Source organism: Streptomyces endocoffeicus, assembly GCF_016741935.1.
In the GTDB taxonomy this organism is placed as follows: Bacteria; Actinomycetota; Actinomycetes; order Streptomycetales; family Streptomycetaceae; genus Streptomyces; species Streptomyces endocoffeicus.
The window spans coordinates 47320-68434 of record NZ_JAERRG010000018.1 but is presented as its reverse complement, the minus strand read 5'-3'; the positions used below and the strand labels follow the sequence as shown (position 1 = coordinate 68434).

Below are 21115 nucleotides of genomic sequence, written 5' to 3'. Positions count from 1 at the left end.
CGCCATGCCGACTTGCGGAATCCATCCAAGCATCTACTATTCTCGTACGTGGTACGGGATTAGTGGAGGGGGAACGCGGGATGACGTCACACACGCGCGACGGAGTGTCCGGGGCCACGGACGGCGGGGCCGGAACCACCTGGGTCGCGCCCTCGGGCAAGCCGCCGCTGTCCGCACGGATGATGAGGGCGACCTGGCGCGGCCTGCCGGCCAAGCGGTACGAGGCCGGATGGGAGCCGGACCTCGGGGTCCCGGCCGCCGACGGCAGCCTCCTCCGCACGGACCACTACTTCCCCCGCGCGGACGGCGACTTCCCCACCCTGCTGGTGCGCTCGCCCTACGGCAGGGGAGTGCCCTGGTCACCCATGTACGGTGTGCTCTTCGCCGAGCAGGGCTTCCATGTCGTCCTCCAGAGCTGCCGCGGCACCGGTGGCTCGGGCGGCGAGTTCCACTTCTGGCGCAACGAGGCGGCCGACGGCCGGGCCACCGTGGAGTGGCTGCGCGACCAGCCCTGGTTCAACGGCGCGCTGGGCACCCTCGGGCCGAGCTATCTCGGCTATGTGCAGTGGGCGCTCGCCCTGGATCCGCCGCCGGAGCTGCGGGCGATGGTGGTGCAGGTCGGCCTGCACGACCCGTACGCCCTGTTCCACCGCGACGGAGCCCTGCGACTGGAGAACGCGCTGCTCGTCGGCTCCGGTATGACCTCCCAGCACCGGGGGTTCGGCCCCTTCCTCCGGGCCACGCTGCGGCTGCGGCGCCATTTCGCGGAGATGACCCGGGCGCTGCCGCTGCGCGGCTCGTACGTCCGTGGGTTCGGGGGTGAAGTGCCCTGGCTGGACGAGGTGATGTCCCACCCGGACGCCGGCGACCCGTTCTGGGAGGGCGCGTCCACGGGCGGCGCCGCGGCCACCTCGCGCGTCCCCACCTGTCTGATCAGCGGGTGGCATGACCTGCTGGTGGATCAGACCTTCGAGCAGTACGGCCGACTGCGCCGGTCCGGCTGCGACACCTCGCTGCTCGTCGGCCCCTGGACCCACGCCTCCGCGCTCCAGAAGGGCTGGCCGGAGGTCTTCGCCGAAAGCCTCGCCTGGCTGCGCGCGCATCTGTGCGACGACCCCTCGGGGCTGCGCCCGGCCGCGGTGCGGGTGCACATCGGTGGTCAGGGGCACTGGCGGGACCTCGCCGAGTGGCCGCCGTCCCCGGCCGTCGCCCAGTGGTTCCCGGCGGGGGACGGGCGGCTCGTCCGGCAGCCGTCCGAGGCGTCCGTCCCGCTCGCCGACTTCCGCTACGACCCTGCCGACCCCACCCCGTCCATCGGCGGGCCACTGCTCTCGCCCACCGCCGGGAGCCGTGACAACGGCGACCTCGAGGGGCGCCCCGATGTGCTCACGTTCACCAGTGAGCCGGTGGAAGAGCCGATGGACGTCCTCGGCCCGGTGGCCGCACGGCTGCGGGTCTCCACGGACACCGGGTACGCCGATGTCTTCGCCCGGCTCTGCGACGTCGACGAAAAGGGCCGCTCGGTCAATGTGTGCGACGGGCTGGTGCGGCTGCCCACCACCCCGGCGCACCCCCTGGAGGTCACCGTGCCGATGAGCTCCACCGCCCACCGCTTCGCCCCCGGCCACCGGGTCCGTCTGCAGATCAGCGGCGGCGCCCACCCGCGTTTCGCCCGTAACACCGGAAGCGGCGAGCCGACGCTCGACGCGACCACCCTCACGCCCGTGCGCATCACCGTGCACGGGGGCTCGGCGCTGGAACTGCCTCAGGTCCGCGCCGAACGATGAAACGGTCGCTGGCGCGCGGGGGGCGTCAGCGGCCGTCTCATCGGTCCACCACTCATCCGTCCACCACGTAGCCGAGGGCCTTGTCGACCACATTGCGCAGGGGGCGGCCCTCGCGCCGTCGGAGCAGATTGTCGAGAAAGAGTTCCCCCAGGTCGGCGCGCCAGTCCGTGACCTCGCCCGCGGTGTGCGGGGAGATGATGACCCCCGGCATCTCCCACAGGGGCGATTCCACCGGCAGTGGCTCATGGGTGAAGACATCCAGCGCCGCCCCGGCCAGCCTGCCCTGGGCCAGGGCGTCCACGAGGGCCTGCTCGTCGACCAGCGGGCCACGTCCGACGTTGACCAGCCGCGCGCCCCGCTTCATCGCCGCCAGTACGGGCGCGTCGACCATGCCACGGGTGGCGGGGGTGAGCGGGGCGGCCAGGACCACATAGTCCGCCTCGCCCAGCGCCTCGCGCAGGCCCGCCGGGCCGTGCACCACGCCGAAGTCCGGGTCGGCGGTCCGTGGTGTGCGGCCGGCGCCGCTGACCCGCATGCCGACCGCGCGCAGCAGCCGGGCGACGGCGCGCCCGATGGAGCCGGTGCCCCAGACCAGGACCGTACGGTTGCCGATGCGCTCGCTGTCCGAGGGGCGCCACTCCCGGCGGCGCTGATGCTCCCAGGTGCCGGGGAAGTCCTTGGCGAGGGAGAGGATCAGCCCCAGGACGTACTCGGCGATGGGCCGGTCGTAGACGCCCCGCGCGTTGGTGAGCACCACTTCGGGGTTGCCGGTCAGCGCGGGGAAGAGGAACGGCTCCACCCCCGCCGCGGCCACATGCACCCAGCGCGGGGCCTTCGCCGGATCGTCCGGCCAGGCGCCGGCCACCGCGGCGGACAGCGGCCACCACGCGAGCAGGGCGTCCGCGCCGGGGAGGAACAGCGGCAGCTCCTCCTCGGTGGCGTACACCGTCTCGGCGAGGGACTCGATCCGCGCCCGGTTGGGCGGCAGATGGTCCCGGTACAGGACGACCAGCCGGTCAGCCACGTCCGGCTCCCACGGCGGCCGCGGCGGTGGCATCGGTCATGACGGGGCTCCCACGGGCGTGACGGGTACGGGCGGACGCCTCAAGCGTGACCGAGACCACGGCAGTGGACAACGGACAGAGTGTCCACCCGATGACGAGGGACGGAACACGGTGGACGTTGACGGTGGCCGACGGCTGAACCAGGGTGATGGCCAGCCGGAACACGCCACCGGTCGCTCCGGAGCCCATCCCGTCCCCGTCTCCCCGGAGCCCGTCCCCGTCCCCGGGGCGCGACCCGCCCCGCGGCCGGTACCCCCGCCGTAGGCGTCCGTCCCCACCGCGTACCCCGCCGTGCGTGTCCACCGAATGCTTGATCCACGATGCCCGCCACCGCCCCGGCAGCGGCCGGCGCGCAGCGCCCCTCCTCGTCCCCAGGAGATGCAAGCATGTCCCTTCCCAGAACCTCCCGCGATCCCTCCCGCGATCCCTCCCGCGATCCCTCCCGCGATCCCTCCCGAGAGCCCCTCCAGGGCTCCGCCGCCACTCTGGACAACGCCCCCGTCACCGCCTTCCACCGCAGGATGGTCGCCGTCGCCATGGGCGGTCCGTTCTGCGACGGCTATCTGCTCGGCATCATGGGGGTGGCGCTCAGCCTGATCACCCCGGCCCTGGACCTGGACACGATGTGGACCGGGCTGGTGGCGGCGTCCGTCCTCGTCGGTGTCTTCCTCGGCGGTGCGGTGTTCGGCCCGATCACCGACCGGGTGGGCCGCCATCTGATGTATGTGCTCAACCTGGCCGCGTTCGTGATCGGCTCCGCGCTGCAGTTCTTCGTCACCGAGGCGTGGCAGCTGGTGGTGCTGCGGCTGTTCATCGGCATCGCGATCGGCGCCGACTACCCGATCGCCTCGGCCCTCACCACCGAACTGGTGCCGCGCCGGATGCGCGGCCCCGCCCTGTCCGGGCTGGTCCTGGCCTGGTGGGTGGGGTACGGGGTCAGCTTCTGGGGCGGCTGGCTGCTGCTGGGCACCGGCGACGACGCCTGGCGCTGGATGCTCGCCTCCGGCGCCGTCCCCGCCGTGCTCTTCCTGCTCCTGCGGGCGGGCGTTCCCGAGTCGCCGCGCTGGCTGGCCTCGCGGGGCCGGGTGGAGGAGGCCAGAGAGGTGGTACGCCGCCACCTCGGCCAGGAGGTCAGCGCCGAGGAACTGCTGGCCGAGGTCCGCCAGGACCGGCGGGGCGGCTCCGGCCTCGGCAACCTCGCCGAGATCTTCCGCCGTGGCTACGGGATCCCCGTACTGTTCTGCTCGCTGTTCTGGATCTGCCAGGTGGCGCCGGCCTTCGCGGTACGGTCCTTCCAGCCGCAGATGCTGGAGTCCTTCGGGGTGACCGGCACTTTCGGCGCCAGCGCGCTGATCACCACGCTCGCGGTGGCCGGAACGGGCCTGGGGCTGGTCGTGGTCAATCGCATCGGCAGGCGTCCGCTGCTCATCGGCAGCTTCCTGTGCGTCAACGTCTCCCTGATCGCGCTCACCGTGCTGCCGCTGCACTACGCGGCCCTGGTGGTGGGCCTCTTCGCCGCCTTCCAGTTCTTCGAGGCGGCGGGCAGCGGGCTGCAGTTCGTCTACCCCAGCGAGCTGTTCCCCACCGACCTGAGGGCCACCGGCGTGGGCATCGCCACCGCCATGAGCCGGGTGGGCTCCGCCTCCAGCACCTTCCTGCTCCCGATGGCCACCGCCGACCTCGGGGTCCGCGGCACCCTCGCCATCGGGGTGGCCATCACGCTCATCGGCCTGGTGGTGTCCGTCGTCCTCGCCCCCGAGACCAAGAACCTCGGCCTGGCCGAAGCCAGCAGCCGCGCCTGACCCAGCGCCTGACTCTCCGTCAAAAACCGCTCACTGGAAAGGACTCGCCCATGCGCAAGCTGGTCTCCTTCGACTGCTACCGCACGCTCATCAACTTCGACACCCGCACCGCCACCCATGACATCGTCAAGGACCGGCTCGCCGAGCTCGGTGTCGACCCCGATCAGTTTCACCACGACGCGTATGTGATGCGCTTCCAGGGCGTCCTGGACGAGTACCTGCCGTACCGGGAAGTCGTCCGCCGCACCCTGCGCAATGTCATGACGCTGCACGGCCTGGAGTACCGGGACGAGGACGGCGAGGCGCTGATCGAGGCCATCAAGAAGTTCACCCCCTTCCGCGAGGTCCCCGACGCGCTGCGCCGCCTCAAGGGCGAGTACGACATCGCGATCCTCTCCAACAGCGAGGACGACCTGATCACCTACGCCGTCGAGGCGCTGGGCGTGGACTTCGACTACGTGCTCACCGCCGAGCAGGCCGGTGCCTACAAGCCGCTGCCGCAGGCGTTCGAGTACCTCATGAAGGCCACCGGGCGCGGCCCCGAGGACATCATCCACACCGCCCAGGGCTGGGAGTACGACATCATGCCGACCAAGCGGTACCCGGGCATGCGGCGGATCTGGGTGAACCGCTACGGCTTCCCCGGCTCGGACGCCTTCCAGCCGTACGAGGAGATCAAGGACCTGGCCGCGCTGCCCCCGCTGCTCGGCGTCTGACCCCCGCCCCCGGCCCACCGTCACTCACCCCCACCGCCACTCACCCCACCGCTCTTCGCCGCGAAGGGAATCCATGACCGCCACCACGGCCGGCCGTCCGGCACCGGTCAACGGCCGCGTCGCCCACTGGTTCGCCGAACTCCCCACCCCCCGCCCGGCGTTGCCCGGCGACCGCGACGCGGACGTGTGCGTCGTCGGCGCCGGACTGACCGGGCTGTGGACCGCGTACTACCTCAAACACGCCGACCCCGGTCTCCGGATCACCGTCCTGGAGGCCGAGTTCGCCGGATTCGGCGCCTCGGGCCGTAACGGCGGCTGGGCCTCCGGGCTGATCCCCGGCGCCCGCGACCGGATGGCCAGGGCCTACGGCAAACCAGCGGTCCTGGACTGGCAGCGGGCCATGAACGAGGCGGTGGACGAGGTGATCGACGTGGCCGCCCGCGAGGGCATCGACGCGGGCATCGTCAAGGGCGGCACCCTGCGCGTCGCCCGCACCCCCGCCCAGGCCACCCGGCTGCGCCACAAGGTCGAACAGGACCATGAGTGGGGAGTGGCCGATTCGGCGCTGCTCACCCCCGCCGAATCCGCCGCGCGCATCCGTATCGACGGGGTCACGGCCGCCGCCTTCACCCCGCACTGCGCCCGGCTGCAGCCGGCCGCCCTGGTCCGCGGCCTCGCCGACACCGTCGAACGGCTCGGTGTCACCATCCATGAGAAGTCCCCGGTCACCGCCATCGAACCGGGCCGTGCGATCACCGCGCACGGCACCGTACGGGCCCCCGTCGTGCTCCGGGCCACCGAGGGGTTCACCGCGTCCCTCAAGGGGCTGCGGCGCGCCTGGCTGCCCATGAACAGCTCCATGATCGTCACCGAGCCGCTGCCCGCCCGGATCTGGCGGGAGATCGGCTGGGAGGGCCGGGAGACCCTCGGGGACACCGCCCACGGCCATATGTACGCCCAGCGCACCGCCGACGACCGGATCGCGATCGGCGGGCGCGGGGTGCCCTACCGCTTCGGCTCGCGCACCGACCACGAGGGGCGGGTCGGCGAGCGCACGATCGGCGAGCTCACCCAGACGCTGGAGCGGATGCTGCCGCAGACGGCCGGGGCCCGGGTGGACCACGCCTGGTGCGGGGTGCTGGCCGTGCCCCGCGACTGGTCCGCCACGGTCGGCCTGGACCGGGCCACCGGGCTCGGCTGGGCCGGTGGGTATGTCGGCCACGGAGTCACCTCCACCAATCTGGCCGCCCGCACCCTCACCGATCTGGTCCTGGCCCGCGACACCCGGCTCACCCGGTTGCCGTGGACCGGCCACGCCCCCGGCACCTGGGAGCCCGAGCCGTTCCGCTGGCTGGGGGTGCGCGGCCTGTACGTGGCCTACCGCCTCGCCGACCGTCACGAGGCGGGCGGACGTGTCCGTACCTCACCCATCGCCACCATCGCCGACCTCATCGCACGCCGCCCGTGAGGCCGGGTGCCGCCGCGTCCCGGGCCCGGTTCGACGGCCCTGGGCGCGGCGGCCCGGCTCTGCGATGATGAGCGGTATCCGGAGGGAGTCCGTCCAGATGCCGTTGCTCACGGTTGCCGACGTCCTGCGCCTTTCCGTCATCGTCGCGGGACTTCCCCGTGTGATGGCCGGTGAGGAGCAGCTGGCCCGTGCGGTCCGCTGGGTGCACGTCACCGAGCTGCTCGACCCCGCCTCGTTCCTCGAGGGCGGTGAGCTCGTACTGACCACGGGCATGCCGCAGCCCAACGACCCCAGCCGGTTGCGCGGCTATGTGGACCAGCTGGCCGACATCGGCGCCGCGGGGCTCGTGGTCGAGCTCGGCCGCCGCTACCAGCAGGTGCCACCGGACCTGGTGGCCGCCTGCCGCGCCCGGGAACTCCCGCTGATCGTCCTGTCCCGGGGCATCCGCTTCATCGAGGTGACCCAGACCGTCCACGCGCTGATCCTCGACGCGCAGGGCGAGCTGCTGCGCCGCTCCCAGCAGGTGCATGAGATCTTCACCGGGCTGACGCTGCGCAACGCCGAGCCCAAGGAGCTGGTGCGCGCCGCCGCCGATCTGATGGGCCGCCCGGTGGTCCTGGAGAACCTGCTGCACCACGCGGTGTTCTCGTGTACGGCGGGCGGCACGGCCGGCCAGGTCCTGGAGGCGTGGCAGCGCCGCTCCCGTGCCACGCCGACCCCCGACACCACGCAGGCCAGCGGCCCGGAGGGCTGGCTGGTGGCCCCCGTCGAGCACAACGGCCGGCGCTGGGGGCGGCTGGTGGCGGTGCCGAACGCGGCCGCCCCCGCGGCCGACCCGGAACACACCATGATCCTCGGACGCGCCGCCACCGCCCTCACCCTCGCCCGGCTGACCGGCCACACCCAGTGGGACCGCCAGGCCCACACCTGCGCCCTGCTGGAGCTGCTGCGCTGGAGCTACCGCGGCCGCACCGAGGCACGCATCCGCGTCGAGGCCCTCGGCATACCGGTCGTCGGCCACCGCCTCATCGCCCTCGCCATCGGCCACCACGGCGCCACCGCCGACGAGACGGGCCTGGACGACCGGCTCGCCGACGCCCTCCAGGGCTCCGGCATCCGGGCCCTGGTGGGGCGGCTCTCCCCGGACCGGACCGGGGTGCTGCTCGCCCTGGCCCGGGCCAGCACCTGGCAGCCGGTGGTGGAGCGGGTCAGCCGGCTCACCGAGGAGACGCTGGGCGCGCCCGCGGTGGTGGCGGTCGGACCGGGGGTGACCGAGATCGACCAGGTGGCACGGGCGTTCCGGGAGGCCGAGGAGGTCGTGGACGCCGTCGGCCCCACCACCCCGCACCGGCCGTTCCACGTGCCCTCCGACGTAGGACTGCCCGAGCTGCTGTACGCGCTCCGCGACGACATCCGGGTGCAGCGGTACGTCGAGCACCAGCTCGGCAGGCTGATCGAGTACGACGAGCGCCACGCGGGCGATCTGCTGACCACGCTGCGCCACTACCTCGCCGCGGGCAACAAGTCCATCGCCGCCAAGCAGATCGGCCTGTCCCGCCAGGCGTTCTACCAGCGGCTGCACACCATCGAACGGCTCCTCGGCCGCGACCTGGAGTCCGGTGTGCAGCGCACCCAGCTGCATGTCGCCGTCACCGCCCTGGACACGCTGACGGCGTCCGGCGCGGGAGGATGGGGCGCATGACATCCGAGACCGGCTATCTGCTGGACAACCGGCAGCGCGAGGCCGGCCGCCGCTTCGACGCGCTGGCCGGGCTCTTCGACCCCTGGACCCTGGACCACCTCGACCAGCTCGGCCTGGCCGCCGGATGGCGCTGCTGGGAGGTGGGAGCGGGCGGACCCTCGGTGCCCACCGCCCTCGCCGAGCGGGTCGGGCCCACCGGGCAGGTGCTGGTGACCGACATCGACACCACCTGGCTGAGAGCCTGTGTCATATCCCCGGCCGGGCGTGCGACGCCTGGCACGCACGCTCGCGGCGTTGCCGAAACGCCCATGTGGCTCCGCCACGAGGGCGCTCCGGCGCCTTGCGATCGCACGCACCAGACGCCGCACGCTGATCCGGCCGGGGATATGACACAGGCTCTGACGGAGCTGTCCGGCCCGGCCACCGCACCGATCGAGGTGCGGCGCCACGACGTGGCCCGCGACGAGCCACCGGGCGACGGCTTCGACCTCGTCCACGTCCGGCTGGTGCTGGTGCACCTGCCCGACCGGGCCGAGGCGCTGCGGCGGATGGCCGGGGCGGTGCGGCCGGGCGGATGGCTGGTGGTGGAGGACGCCGACCCGGCGCTCCAGCCCCTGGCCTGCCCCGACGAGCGCGGCCCGGCCGAGGAGCTGGCCAACCGGATCCGCCGCGGATTCCGCGCGCTGCTCGCCGAGCGCGGTGTGGACCTCGCCTTCGGCCGCACCCTGCCCGCCCTGCTGCGCGGCGCCGGGCTGCACGACGTCCGCGCCGAGGGCTGCTTCCCGCTGACCTCCCCGGCCTGCCGGGAGCTGGAGGCGGCCACCGTGCGTCAGCTGCGCGGGCGACTGGTGGCGGGCGGCCTGGCCACCGAGGAGGAGATCGAGCGCCACGTGGAGCATCTGCGCGGCGAGGGCATGGACGTCACCACCGCCCCGCTCATCACCTGCTGGGGCCGGCGCCCGCACTGAGCGCCGAACGCCCCGGGGATCCGCGCTCAGTCGAGCAGACCGAGCCGGCTCGCCGCCCGGATCGCCAGCCAGACCTCGGCGAACGCACCGGTGGTGGACAGATCGCGGCCGGTCAGCTCGCTGAAGCGACGCAGCCGGTAGGCGAGCGTATTGGGGTGCACATGGAGCGCCGCGGCCGCCTCCTCCGTACGGCGGTCACGCTCCATCCAGGTGCGCACCGACGTCAGCAGCCGTGATCCGTGGCCGGTGTCGTAGCGCAGCGCCTCGCCCAGCACATGCTCGACCAGATCGGTGAGCGCGGCCGGGTCGTCGGGCAGCCAGCGGCCGGTGACATCGTCGCCGTACCGCACGAGGGCACGGCCGGACGCGACGGCGTGGGAGGCCGCCCACAGCGCCTCGCGCTGGGCGATCCGCAGCGAGGAGCCGGGGCTGAACGGGCGGCTCATCCCGGCGGCCACACCCGGCAGGGACTCGACCGTCCCACCCAGGTCGGGCGAACCGAGCAGATAGCGGTCCTCGCCGCGCTTGAGCAGCAGACACGGCTGATCCTCCAGCGCCCGCAGCACGGCATCCTCCGTGACGCCCCTGACCACCGCCAGCACGGTCTCGCCCTCGATGGAGTGGCGCAGCAGATGGCGCCGCGCCACGGCCGGCTCGAGGGTGCCCTGGAGCAGCTCGGCGAGGATCTCCGCACCCTCACGGCGCAGTGTCTCCCGTTCGGTGCGGACCATGGCGAGCTGGAGGGCGGCCACCGTGGCGATGTGCTGCACCACGGCGAGCCCCGCCGGGCGCGCGCCCTCCCGTTCGAAGGCGATGAGGAAACCCGCCGGCCCACCGGGGGAGGGGACCGGGAGGGCGAAGCCACCGGGGATGGTCGGCGGGGCGTCCGCCGAGCCGGGGATCACCGACGCGTCGGGCGCGGGCACACCCGGCAGCAGCGGCCGGCCCTGGGTGGTGCACAGATAGATGTCGTAACCGGAGAGCTTCTCCAGCCGGCCGAACAGCGTCGCGGTGTCCAGGTTCTCCGAGGTCAGCCAGCGCAGCGCGCCGAACACCTGCAGCTGGGCGCCCAGCCGGTGGCGGGCGTCCTCCTGGACGGCGGCGGCCACCTCCTGCGCCACCGCCATGAACGGCACGGCCAGCGGGATCTCCAGGACCGGCATCCCCCGCTCCTCGGCGGCGTCGAAGAACGCGCGGCGCAGCGGGGGCATCCGCAGCTGGGCGGAGACGGCCAGGGCGGCCACCCCGGCGTCGTCCAGCCGCTCCAGATAGGCGCGCTGCCCGGCCGCCGAGCGGGGCATCGCTATCCCCGTCGTCATGATCATTTCGGAGCCGAGCAGCCAGGGCGTGGGGTCGTCCAGCTCGCTCACATGCGCCCAGGACACCGAGCGGTGCAGCCCCGCGCCACCCGCGATCAACCGCAGTTGCAGGGCCGGATACGACAGCAGATCGTCGACCGTCACACCCTGCTCTTTGTTGTTCACCACAAATCGAGCCTAACTCTTTGTCTCAGCAACGATTGTCGCGCGGTTCCCCCGCTGTGCACACTCGCTCGACCGGACCCCACCGGCGCACGTCAAGAAGGGACCGCAACACCATGACCGAACCCCGAGGGCCCGTCGACTCCTCCCGGGTCCCGCGCTTCGCCGGCCCGGCCACCTTCGCCAGGCTGCCCCGCCTCGACGAGGTCGCGGGGGCCGACGTGGCGGTGGTGGGCGTGCCGTTCGACGGCGGTGTCTCCTACCGCCCCGGCGCCCGTTTCGGGCCCGCCGCGGTCCGCGAGGCCAGCCGGTTGCTGCGCCCCTACCACCCGGGCCTGGACGTGTCCCCGTTCGCCACTCAGCAGGTGGCCGACGCCGGTGACATCGCCGTCAACCCCTTCGACATCGGCGAGGCCATCGAGACCATCCAGGACGCCGCGGGCAGCCTCCAGGCCGAAGGCACCCGCCTGGTCACCATCGGCGGCGACCACACCATCGCGCTTCCGCTGCTGCGCGCCGCCGCTACGAGGCACGGCCCCGTAGCGGTGCTCCACTTCGATGCCCACCTGGACACCTGGGACACCTACTTCGGCGCCGAGCACACCCACGGCACCCCGTTCCGCCGGGCCGTGGAGGAGGGCATCGTCGACACCTCCGCCCTCTCGCACGTCGGCACCCGCGGCCCGCTGTACGGCAAGCAGGACCTCACCGAGGACGAGAAGCTGGGCTTCGGCATCGTCACCTCCGCCGATGTCTACCGGCGCGGCGCCGATGAGGTGGCCGACCAGCTGCGCCAGCGCATCGGCGACCGGCCGCTGTACATCTCCATCGACATCGACTGCCTCGACCCGGCCCACGCCCCCGGCACCGGCACCCCCGAGGCGGGCGGCCTGACCTCCCGCGAGCTCCTGGAGATCCTGCGCGGACTGGCCGGATGCCGTCTGATCGGCGCGGATGTGGTGGAGGTGGCGCCCGCCTACGACCACGCCGAGATCACCTCGGTCGCGGCCTCCCACGTCGCCTACGACCTGATCAGCCTGCTCGCACTCCAAGGAAAGCGGGAGAAGACGGATGAGTGACTCCCCGGCACTGACCGAGGTCGAGAGCTACGGGGTCGAGCGCATCCCCGACGCGGACCGCAGCGCGACCCCCCTCGACCTGTTCCGCGTCGCGTTCGGCGGCGCCAACACCTTCGCCACCTGTGTGCTCGGCGCCTTTCCGATCCTCTTCGGGCTCTCCTTCTGGCAGGGCCTGGCGGCGACCCTGCTCGGCGTGGTGGGCGGCTCCCTGATCCTCGCCCCGCTCGCGGTGTTCGGCCCGTGCAACGGCACCAACAACGCGGTCTCGTCCTCGGCACACCTGGGGGTGCACGGGCGGATCGTCGGCTCCTTCCTGTCGCTGCTCACCGCCATCGCGTTCTTCTCCATCTCGGTGTGGTCCTCCGGTGACGCGCTGGTCGGCGGCGCCCACCGGCTGATGGGTGTGGAGCAGAACGACGGGGTGTTCGCCCTCGCCTACGGCGTCTTCGGGGCGCTGGTGCTGACGGTGTGCGTGTACGGCTTCCGGTTCATGCTCTTCGTCAACAAGATCGCGGTGGTGGCGGCCTCGACGCTGTTCGTCCTCGGCTTCTTCGCCTTCGTGGGGGACTTCGACCCCGGCTACCAGGGAGTGTTCCCCTCGGCGTCCACGGCCGGGTTCTGGCCCGCGTTCATCGGCTCGGCGCTCATCGTGCTGTCCAACCCGGTGTCCTTCGGCGCCTTCCTCGGCGACTGGGCGCGCTACATCCCCGCCGACACCCCGCGCCGCAAGGTCGTCACGGCGGCGTTCGCCTCGCAGATCGCCACCATCCTGCCGTTCTTCTTCGGCCTGGCCACCGCCTCGATCATCGCCAAGAAGGCCGCCCCGTACATGGACGCGAGCGCGCCGAACTACGTCGGCGGACTGCTGGCCATCTCGCCCGGCTGGTACTTCCTGCCGGTGTGCCTGCTCGCCCTGATCGGCGGCTTGTCCACCGGCACCACCTCGCTCTACGGCACCGGCCTGGACTTCTCCAGTGTGTTCACCCGGTTCAGCCGGGTGCAGGCCACGCTGTTCGTCGGGGTGCTCTCGATCGGATTCATCTTCCTCGGCCGCTTCGCCGCCAATCTGTCCCAGTCCATCTCCACCTTCGCCACGCTGATCATCACCTGTACCGCGCCCTGGATGATCATCATGGTGCTCGGCTATGTGACCCGGCGCGGCTGGTACGACCCCGATTCGCTCCAGGTGTTCAACCGGCGCCAGCGCGGTGGCCGCTACTGGTTCCACCACGGCTGGAACTGGCGTGGCATGGGCGCCTGGCTGACCGCGGCGGTGCTCGCCCTGCTCTTCGTCAACGTCCCCGGCCAGTTCGTCGGGCCGTGCGGCGATCTGGCCGACGGCGCGGACATCTCGCTGCCGGTGGGCCTCGCCACCGCCTCGCTCCTCTATCTGGCGCTGCTGTGGCTCTTTCCCGAGCCGCGCGAGGTGTACGGGCCCGAGGGGCCGCGGCTGGTCCGCGCCTCGGACGCGCCCGTACCGCCGATCACCGCGGAGACCGGCGCGCCCGTGCCCGCGGTGGCGGAAGGAGCGTGAGGACGCCGTGCGCCTCATCGACCTCTCCGTACCCGTAGCCACGGGCATGCCGGTCTACCCCGGCGATCCGCGGGTGGCCATCGCCCCCGCGCTGAGCGTCGCCGCCGACGGGGTGAACGTGCTGCACCTGGACATGGGGTCGCAGTCCGGCACCCATGTCGACGCCCCGTTCCACATCGACGACGCGCTGCCCACCCTCGACCGGCTGCCCCTGGAGCGCTTCTGGGGCCGGGCGGTGGTGGTGGACGCCCGTGGCGCGGAGCCCCGGACACCGCTCGGGCCGTCCCTGTTCGAGGGGAGACTGCGGGCCGGGGCCATCGTGCTGGTGGCCACCGGCTGGTCGCGGCACTGGGGTCACGACGAGTACCTCGCCCATCCCTATCTCACCCCGGAGGCCGCCGAACTCCTGGTGGGCGCCGGGATCCGCACCGTCGGCATCGACGCGCTGAGCGTCGATGCCACCCCCGCCGACGACCTCCCCGCCCATCGGATCCTGTGCGGCGCCCACGCCGTCATCGCCGAGAACCTCACCGGTCTCGACCCCCTGCTCGACGCGCAGACGGCGGGAGAGCCCATCGAGGTCTCCCTGCTGCCGCTGCGGCTCCCCGCCGCCGACGGCGCCCCGGTACGGGCCGTGGCCCGCGTCGGCTGAACCACCCACGCAAGGAGCACAACCCATGCACGACGAGGTTCTGCGGGCCGCCGACGCCCTGGTGGCGGCGTTCGGCGAAGGCCGCCTCGACGACTACTTCGCGGCGTTCGCGCCCGACGCCACATTCGTCTTCCACACCACCTCAGAACGCCTCACCTCCACCGCGGACTACCGGGCCCTGTGGGACCGCTGGGTCGCGGAGGACGACTTCCGCGTCGTCTCCTGCGCCTCCACCGACCGGCTGGTCCAACTCCTGGGCGACACCGCGGTGTTCACCCACCTGGTGGAGACCACGGTGAGCACCACGGCCGGTGCGGAGACCACCCACGAGCGCGAGACCATCGTCTTCCGCCGGCAGACCCGCGGCCACTGGCTGGCCGTTCACGAACACCTCTCGGCAGCGCCCGGCACGACGGCGGCCACGACGGCGGCCACGGCCACGACGGCGGCCACAGCCACGGCCACGACGGCGGCCACGGCCACGATCACGGAAACGGAACGATGAGCGAGCTTCTCGTACTGCGCAACCACATCGACGGCGAGTACACCGACGCGGCCGACGGCCGCCGTCTGGAGGTCACCGACCCCGTCACCGGCGAGGTGTACGCCACCTCGCCCCGGTCCGGCGCCGCCGACGTCGACGCCGCGATGGCCGCCGCCGCGGCGGCCTTCCCCGCCTGGCGCGACGCCACCCCGTCCACCCGGCAGAAGCTGCTGCTGAAGATCGCGGACGCGGTCGAGACGCGGGCGGCGGAGATCGCGGACGCGGAGTGCCGCAACACCGGAAAGCCGCGTGCCCTCACCCTCACCGAGGAGATCGCCCCGATCGTCGACCAGATCCGGTTCTTCGCCGGAGCCGCGCGCCTGTTGGAGGGCCGGTCGGCGGGCGAGTACATGGAGGGCCTGACCTCGATCATCCGGCGTGAGCCGATCGGGGTGTGCGCCCAGGTCGCGCCGTGGAACTACCCGCTGATGATGGGCGTCTGGAAGTTCGCCCCGGCCCTCGCCGCGGGCAACACCGTCGTCCTCAAGCCGTCGGACACCACCCCCGCCTCCACCGTGCTGCTCGCGGGCATCATCGGCGACATCCTCGAGGAGATGGGCCTTCCGGCCGGCATCTTCAACGTGGTGTGCGGCGACCGCGAGACCGGCCGGCTGATGGTCGAGCACCCCACCCCGGCCATGGCGGCCATCACCGGATCGGTGCGTGCGGGCATGCAGGTCGCCGCGTCGGCGGCGAAGGACATCAAGCGGGTCCACCTCGAACTGGGCGGCAAGGCCCCGGCGGTGGTCTTCGAGGACGCCGATGTCGCGGCGGCCGTCGAGGGCATCTCCCTCGCCGGATTCTTCAACGCCGGACAGGACTGCACCGCGGCCACGCGCGTCCTCGTCCACGAGTCCGTCCACGACGCGTTCGTGAACGCGCTCGCCAAGGCCGCCGCCGCGATCAGGACCGGCGGTGGCATCGACGACGAGGACGTACTGTACGGCCCGTTGAACAACGCCGGCCAGCTGGCCCAGGTCACCGGCTTCATCGACCGGCTGCCCGCGCACGCCACCGTTGAGACGGGTGGCCACCGGGTCGGTGACAAGGGCTTCTTCTACGCGCCCACCGTGGTCTCCGGGCTCGAGCAGGACGACGAGATCATCCAGAACGAGGTCTTCGGCCCGGTCATCACCGTGCAGTCCTTCCGCGACGAGACCGAGGCCGTGGCGTACGCCAACGGCGTGGAGTACGCCCTCGCCTCGTCGGTGTGGACCAAGGACCACGCCCGCGCGATGCGGATGTCCAAGGCCCTGGACTTCGGCTGCGTCTGGATCAACACCCATATGATCCTCGCCGCCGAGATGCCGCACGGCGGCTACAAGAAGTCCGGCTACGGCAAGGACCTCTCCGCGTACGGCTTCGAGGACTACACCCGCGTCAAGCACGTCATGACGGCCCTCTGAGCAACCGCCACCACACCGGCCTGTCATCATCGCGCCCCCGCCCCGGCGCGGTGATGACACCCCCGGTGCCGTACGTGCGTAGCGTGGTGCGACATGAGTGAGATGACACTGCGCCGGGCCCAAGTCTCCGACCACGGGACGATCGTCGAGTGTGTGCGGGAGTGGTGGGGCGACTCACGCAGCCCCGCCCAGGCGCGTGAGCTTTCCATGCTGCTGCCCAGGCTGTTTCTGCAGTTCTTCGCCGGCACCAGCCTGGTGCTGGAGGACGGCGACGGCATCAAGGCGTTCCTCGTGGGCTTCCACGCCGCCGACAACGACCACGAGGCGTACATCCACTTCGTCGGGGTGGCGCCCGAGCTGCGCGGGCAGGGCGTGGGCCGCAGGCTCTACACGGCGTTCTTCCAGCGTGCCGCCGAGGCGGGCCGCCGTGAGGTGCACGCCATCACCTCGCCCCTGAACACCGGGTCCGTGGCCTTCCACCGGGCCATGGGGTTCATGCTCGAGGAGGGCGACCGTGAGGTCAACGGCCTTCCCGCGCACGGCGATTACGACGGCCCCGGGCAGCACCGGGTGTGCTTCCGCCGACGGATCGCCGTTCATCCCTGACTGAGGACGAGAGGGCTTGACGGTGGTGGTGCGCTGCTCTACACCGGTATGGGAGCGCTCCCATGGCTCCCGTGATGTGTTCCACGGCCAGGGCGTCCGTACCCGTTCCGCGGGCGCCCATGGAACGAACCTCATGGACTGCCGAAAGGAAAGCGCATGGCACGCACCAGACGTCCGCTCGCCGTCCTGATCCCCTTACTCGCGTTCCTCGCCGTACTCGTCCCGCTCGGCGCCGGCCCGGCCCATGCCGAGTCCAACGGCGGGGTGAAGGTCATGCCGCTGGGCGACTCGATCACCGACGGGTTCAACGTCCCGGGCGGCTACCGCGTCGGCCTGTGGCAGAAGCTCACGGCGGGCCGCTACAAAGTGGACTTCGTCGGCTCGCTCTTCAACGGCCCGTCCGGCCTCGGCGATCACGACCACGAGGGTCACTCCGGCTGGACGATCCAGCAGCTCGACGACAACGTCGTGAGCTGGCTGCGCACCCAGAACCCGCACACGATCCTGCTGCACATCGGGACCAACGACATCTATGGCAGCGACCCCGCCGGGGCACCGGCCAGGCTCTCCACCCTGATCGACCACATCACCGCCCAGGCACCGAACGCGGAGCTCTTCGTCGCCACCATCACCCCGCTGGGCTTCATGGACTCGACCGTACGGGCGTACAACGCGGCGATCCCCGGCATCGTGCAGAGCAAGGTCAACGCGGGCAAGCGCGTCCATCTGGTTGACATGTACAGCGCGTTGACGCCCGCGGACCTGGCCGACGGAGTGCACCCCAACGCCGGTGGCTACGACAAGATGGCCGACGTCTGGTGGCGGGGGCTGCGGTCGGTGCCGGGCAGCATCGGCAACCCCTCGTTCGCCACCACCGGGTCCGGGGCGCACGGCAACGGGTCGGCCGCATGGGCGGCATGAGCCGCCCTTCACCGTCACAGCCCAGGAAGGACCGTCATATGAACCGCACCCCCGCCTCCGCGGAAACCGCGCGCAAGCCCAGGCGACGCCCAAGGACACCGAGGTCGATGGCCGCGGCGTTACTCGGCGGCGTACTGCCGCTGCTCGCCGCACTGTTCCTACTGGCACCGTCACCCGCGGCGGCCGCCTCGCTCACCGAGGTCACGGGCTTCGGCAACAACCCGAGCAACCTCCGCATGTACGAGTACGTGCCGAACAACGTCGCGGCACGGCCCGCCGTTCTCGTGGCGGTGCACTACTGCACGGGCTCGGGGCCCGCGTTCTACTCCGGTACCGAGTTCGCCTCGCTGGCCGACCGGTACGGCTTCATCGTCATCTACCCCTCCGCCACCAGAAGCGGCGCCTGCTTCGACGTCTCCTCCCCGCAGGCACTGCGGCACGACGGGGGCAGCGACCCGGTCGGCATCGTCTCGATGGTCCGCTACGCCCAGCAGCGCCACAACGCCGACCCCAACCGGGTGTACGTCACCGGCGCCTCGTCGGGCGCCATGATGACCAACGTCCTGCTGGGCGACTACCCGGACGTGTTCAAGGCGGGCGCGGCCTTCGCGGGCGTGCCGTTCGGCTGTTTCGCCACCACCGACGGATCCGGCTGGAACACCGCCTGCGCGAACGGCACCATCACCAAGACCCCGCAGGCGTGGGGCGATCTCGCACGCGGGGCCTACCCCGGATACCAGGGCGCCCGGCCGAGGATGCAGCTGTGGCACGGCACGGCGGACGGCACCCTGCGCTATCCGAACTTCGGCGAGGAGATCAAGCAGTGGACCAATGTGCTCGGGGTGAGCCAGACCCCCGTCTTCACGGACCATCCGCAGTCCTCCTGGACCCGCACCCGCTACGGCACCACGGGCAACCAGGCCCCTGTTGAGGCGATCAGCGTTGAGGGCACCGGACACTCCCTCCCGGTCGCCGGGATGGCAGCACGGGCCATCACCTTCTTCGGCCTGGACGCCGGATGAGCCGCTGACGGGCGGAAAACACGAAGAGCGAGCCGACGCGGTGAACCGGCCGACACGATGCTGAGAAAGGCGCCTCGGGGCCGCCGAAACCGGCCCCCTGGCGGCCTTCCGCGGGGACGTGGGCGGCCGGCTGTTTCCACCATCTGCCACCGCACCGCCGGATCAGCTACCTCGCCCTTCTCGAGAGCGTCCTGGCCCCCGGTGGCCATCTCGCCCTCACTTGCTTCGCGGCGGGAGCGATGGGCTCCGAACTGCCCGACGCGGCCTTCTACCACCAGTCCGCGCTCCACGGTGGCCTCGCCTACACACCGGATTCCCTGCGCTGGATCTTCTCCGAGCTGACCGAGATCGAGCTGCGCCGTATGCACGACGAGCCATCCGGCTCCCCGCTCTTCGGGGAGCCGTTCCTCTGGACGGCCCTCTTCCGCCGCCCGACGGGGGAGGGGAGCACCGCGGCCTGAGGTGCCGCCGACCGTCAGCGTGCCGGAGCGGGGTCCGACACCGACACATCGGCCGAGGCGTCCCCGAGGCCGGCGTTCCACCGTTGGTCGTTCCGGTCCTCGGCCGAGCGCAGCTCGACCTCGCTGTCGGGGGCGTCGCCGTCCGGGGTGACCGCGAAGTCGGGTGCGATATGAGGGCGGATCACCCCGCCGCCGTCGACCGTGAACCGCAGGTTCTCGCCGTTGTCGCCGTCGGCGGACGAGCATGGCCAGATGCCGACACCCCGGTCGGTGTCCCCGCGCGAGTCCAGACAGAAGTCGGGGTCGGCCTCGGTGTGCAGCAGCCCCTCCGAGTCCAGCCGCCACCGCTGGGTGTCGCTCCCGCTGCACTGGGCCAGGATGGCGTCCGTGCGCTTCTCCAACTGCTCGTCGCGGATGTCCAGACAGAGCCCGGAGGCGGCGTTGATCACCGCCGTGAAGCTGTCGTCCGGAATCGGGTCGGCGGGTGCGGGGGCGGTGCTCGGGGGAGTGGTGGCGGGGGCGGTCGTGGGCGGTCGGGTCATGCCACCGGGGTTCGGCGGGCGCTGTGGCCCCTTCGTCGGAGGCGGCGAATCCGTCGTCGGGCTCGACGACGGAGCCGCTGGAGTGGCCGTGGGTGCGGGGGTGTTCGCGCGTCCGGCCGGGGCCATGTCGTCCCCGTCGGACACCAGGAGGGCGACGGTGAGGGCCACCGCCGCCACGGCCGCCACCGCGACCAGCACGGCCGTCGCGTGCGGTCGGGAGCCCGCCCAGGCCCGTCGGCGCCATCGCCTCGCGGACCCGCCGTCCATCGGCGCGTTCGCCGCGACTCCGGGGACTCCGGCGACACCGGTGGGCCCCACCGGCGGATACGGCGGCGGGGGAGCGGGGGCCAAGGGAGGCTCCGGCCGCGGCGGTTCGAGGGGTGGCGGCGCCGCCGACCCCACCGAGGGCACACTGCCGACCGGTTCCGCCGTGACGTAGGACGTTCCGCCCCACCCCAGGAGGCCATCGGCGATCACGGGCCGGGGGTCGTGGTCCATCCGTAGCAGGTCGCCGTACACCCCGGCACACGAAAGGCAGCCGGACAGATGGCGGTCCAGGTCATCGCAGCGCCGGGGGTTCTCCGGCCGTACGGCCGCCTCGATGAGGCCCCGGAACCCCTGACACGTGTGCTCGCCGCCACGCTCCAGATGGGTCCGCAGCCACGCCTCGCGCAGCGCGCCCTGGGCCGTCTCCCGGAGCGTGGGGACGGTGTGCGGCGCCACCCCCGCGAAGGTGGCCACCACCGTGTCGGGCTCCTCCTCCACCACGCTGTACCACAGGACATCACGAGTGCGCGCCGAGAGGGTGAGGAAGCCGCCGAGCATGGGCGAACGCTCCCGCGGCCTCGGGAGTCCGGCCGCACCGCCCGTGGCGGTACCGGAGTGGCCGAGCCACTCGGTGAACGCGGGATCCAGCCGGTCCGCCCGGCTGCCCTCCGCCCAGGTGGCGGCCACCCGCTGGACGAGCAGCAGCAGATGGTGGCGCCACGGTCCCCAGGGATCGATACCGCGACAGGTCTCCTGCCCGGCGAGGCCGAAGGACAGGTCGGCGAGTTGGTCGGCGTCGGCCCGGGTCCTGCCGCAGAGCCGGGCGTAGGACAGCACCGCCGGAAGGTGGCGCTCCCTCAGTTCCTGGGTGGCGGGGAGGGCGGTGGGCGCCCCGGAGCGGATCCGTTCGGTGAGCTCCGTGTCGGACAGTTGGGCGTACGACCGCTGCCCGGTGGTGGCATCGGGTTCGATTCCGTGCGGGTCGGTCACCCTCACCACTCCTCGCGTCACCGACAGTGAGACGAGTGCCCATAGTGGTGGAGGGCGCGGGCGCGGGTAAAGGTATCCGCCAGGAACTCCCCTGAGGCGACAA

The 21115-nt window shown here is 72.2% G+C and carries 16 protein-coding genes and 2 pseudogenes; 15 read left to right on the top strand and 3 right to left on the bottom strand.

What is annotated here, in order from left to right; translation table 11 throughout:
• Positions 1 to 182: 182 nt before the first annotated feature.
• A complete protein-coding gene (locus JK364_RS34825; protein ID WP_230992984.1) occupies positions 183 to 1787 on the top strand; it encodes a CocE/NonD family hydrolase in 1605 nt (534 codons plus the stop codon).
• A gap of 52 nt (positions 1788 to 1839) precedes the next feature.
• On the opposite strand, the gene JK364_RS34820 is transcribed toward JK364_RS34825, so the two are convergent.
• Entirely contained in the window at positions 1840 to 2811 is a 972-nt protein-coding gene (locus JK364_RS34820; RefSeq protein ID WP_201855357.1) for a D-2-hydroxyacid dehydrogenase, read from the bottom strand.
• 426 nt (positions 2812 to 3237) lie between these two features.
• On the opposite strand from JK364_RS34820, the gene JK364_RS34815 reads away from it, so the two are divergent.
• The 5 genes from JK364_RS34815 (at position 3238) to JK364_RS34795 (ending at position 9507) form a co-directional block, all read left to right on the top strand.
• Positions 3238 to 4653: an MFS transporter gene (locus JK364_RS34815; RefSeq protein ID WP_201855356.1), complete on the top strand. Its 1416-nt coding sequence runs from the start codon at positions 3238 to 3240 to the stop codon at positions 4651 to 4653.
• Positions 4654 to 4703: 50 nt separating this feature from the next.
• Positions 4704 to 5369 (top strand): HAD-IA family hydrolase, encoded by a 666-nt coding sequence (locus JK364_RS34810; protein ID WP_201855355.1) that lies wholly within the window; start codon positions 4704 to 4706, stop codon positions 5367 to 5369.
• Between the two features lie 73 nt (positions 5370 to 5442).
• On the top strand, positions 5443 to 6837 hold the full coding sequence (locus tag JK364_RS34805) for an NAD(P)/FAD-dependent oxidoreductase (RefSeq protein ID WP_201855354.1): 1395 nt from the start codon (positions 5443 to 5445) through the stop codon (positions 6835 to 6837).
• Positions 6838 to 6934: 97 nt separating this feature from the next.
• Entirely contained in the window at positions 6935 to 8539 is a 1605-nt protein-coding gene (locus tag JK364_RS34800) for a PucR family transcriptional regulator (RefSeq protein WP_201855353.1), read from the top strand.
• The gene (locus JK364_RS34795; protein WP_201855352.1) at positions 8536 to 9507 is read left to right on the top strand and encodes a methyltransferase domain-containing protein; all 972 of its coding nucleotides are present in this window, start codon (positions 8536 to 8538) and stop codon (positions 9505 to 9507) included. Before JK364_RS34800 ends, JK364_RS34795 begins: the two co-directional genes overlap by 4 nt.
• 26 nt (positions 9508 to 9533) lie before the next feature.
• Here the strand turns inward: JK364_RS34795 and JK364_RS34790 are convergent, their stop codons facing one another.
• On the bottom strand, positions 9534 to 10994 hold the full coding sequence (locus JK364_RS34790) for a PucR family transcriptional regulator (RefSeq protein ID WP_307841466.1): 1461 nt from the start codon (positions 10992 to 10994) through the stop codon (positions 9534 to 9536).
• Between the two features lie 110 nt (positions 10995 to 11104).
• Here JK364_RS34790 and speB point away from each other — a divergent pair, with 110 nt between their 5' ends.
• The 9 genes and pseudogenes from speB to JK364_RS34745 form a co-directional block, all read left to right on the top strand.
• Positions 11105 to 12067: an agmatinase gene (gene speB / locus JK364_RS34785; RefSeq protein WP_198280111.1), complete on the top strand. Its 963-nt coding sequence runs from the start codon at positions 11105 to 11107 to the stop codon at positions 12065 to 12067.
• Positions 12060 to 13601 carry a purine-cytosine permease family protein gene (locus tag JK364_RS34780; RefSeq protein ID WP_201855351.1) on the top strand — a complete coding sequence of 514 codons (1542 nt, stop codon included), beginning with the start codon at positions 12060 to 12062 and terminating at the stop codon, positions 13599 to 13601. The genes speB and JK364_RS34780 overlap by 8 nt, the downstream gene beginning before the upstream one ends.
• Before the next feature lie 7 nt (positions 13602 to 13608).
• Positions 13609 to 14253: a cyclase family protein gene (locus tag JK364_RS34775; RefSeq protein ID WP_201855350.1), complete on the top strand. Its 645-nt coding sequence runs from the start codon at positions 13609 to 13611 to the stop codon at positions 14251 to 14253.
• A 25-nt stretch (positions 14254 to 14278) separates the two neighbouring features.
• Positions 14279 to 14758, top strand: coding sequence for a nuclear transport factor 2 family protein (locus JK364_RS34770; RefSeq protein WP_230992965.1), 480 nt, complete (start codon positions 14279 to 14281; stop codon positions 14756 to 14758).
• A complete protein-coding gene (locus tag JK364_RS34765; protein WP_201855349.1) occupies positions 14755 to 16203 on the top strand; it encodes a gamma-aminobutyraldehyde dehydrogenase in 1449 nt (482 codons plus the stop codon). Before JK364_RS34770 ends, JK364_RS34765 begins: the two co-directional genes overlap by 4 nt.
• A 93-nt stretch (positions 16204 to 16296) precedes the next feature.
• Positions 16297 to 16809: a GNAT family N-acetyltransferase gene (locus JK364_RS34760; RefSeq protein WP_201855348.1), complete on the top strand. Its 513-nt coding sequence runs from the start codon at positions 16297 to 16299 to the stop codon at positions 16807 to 16809.
• A gap of 156 nt (positions 16810 to 16965) precedes the next feature.
• Complete coding sequence (locus JK364_RS34755) at positions 16966 to 17730, top strand: SGNH/GDSL hydrolase family protein (protein WP_201855347.1); 765 nt, start codon at positions 16966 to 16968, stop codon at positions 17728 to 17730.
• A 107-nt stretch (positions 17731 to 17837) separates the two neighbouring features.
• A pseudogene (locus tag JK364_RS34750) lies at positions 17838 to 18749 on the top strand (extracellular catalytic domain type 1 short-chain-length polyhydroxyalkanoate depolymerase); the annotation flags it as partial.
• Positions 18750 to 18877: 128 nt separating this feature from the next.
• Positions 18878 to 19213: pseudogene (locus JK364_RS34745) on the top strand (class I SAM-dependent methyltransferase); the annotation flags it as partial.
• Between the two features lie 14 nt (positions 19214 to 19227).
• Here the strand turns inward: JK364_RS34745 and JK364_RS57680 are convergent.
• Entirely contained in the window at positions 19228 to 21012 is a 1785-nt protein-coding gene (locus JK364_RS57680) for an RICIN domain-containing protein (RefSeq protein ID WP_201855345.1), read from the bottom strand.
• Positions 21013 to 21115 lie beyond the last annotated feature (103 nt).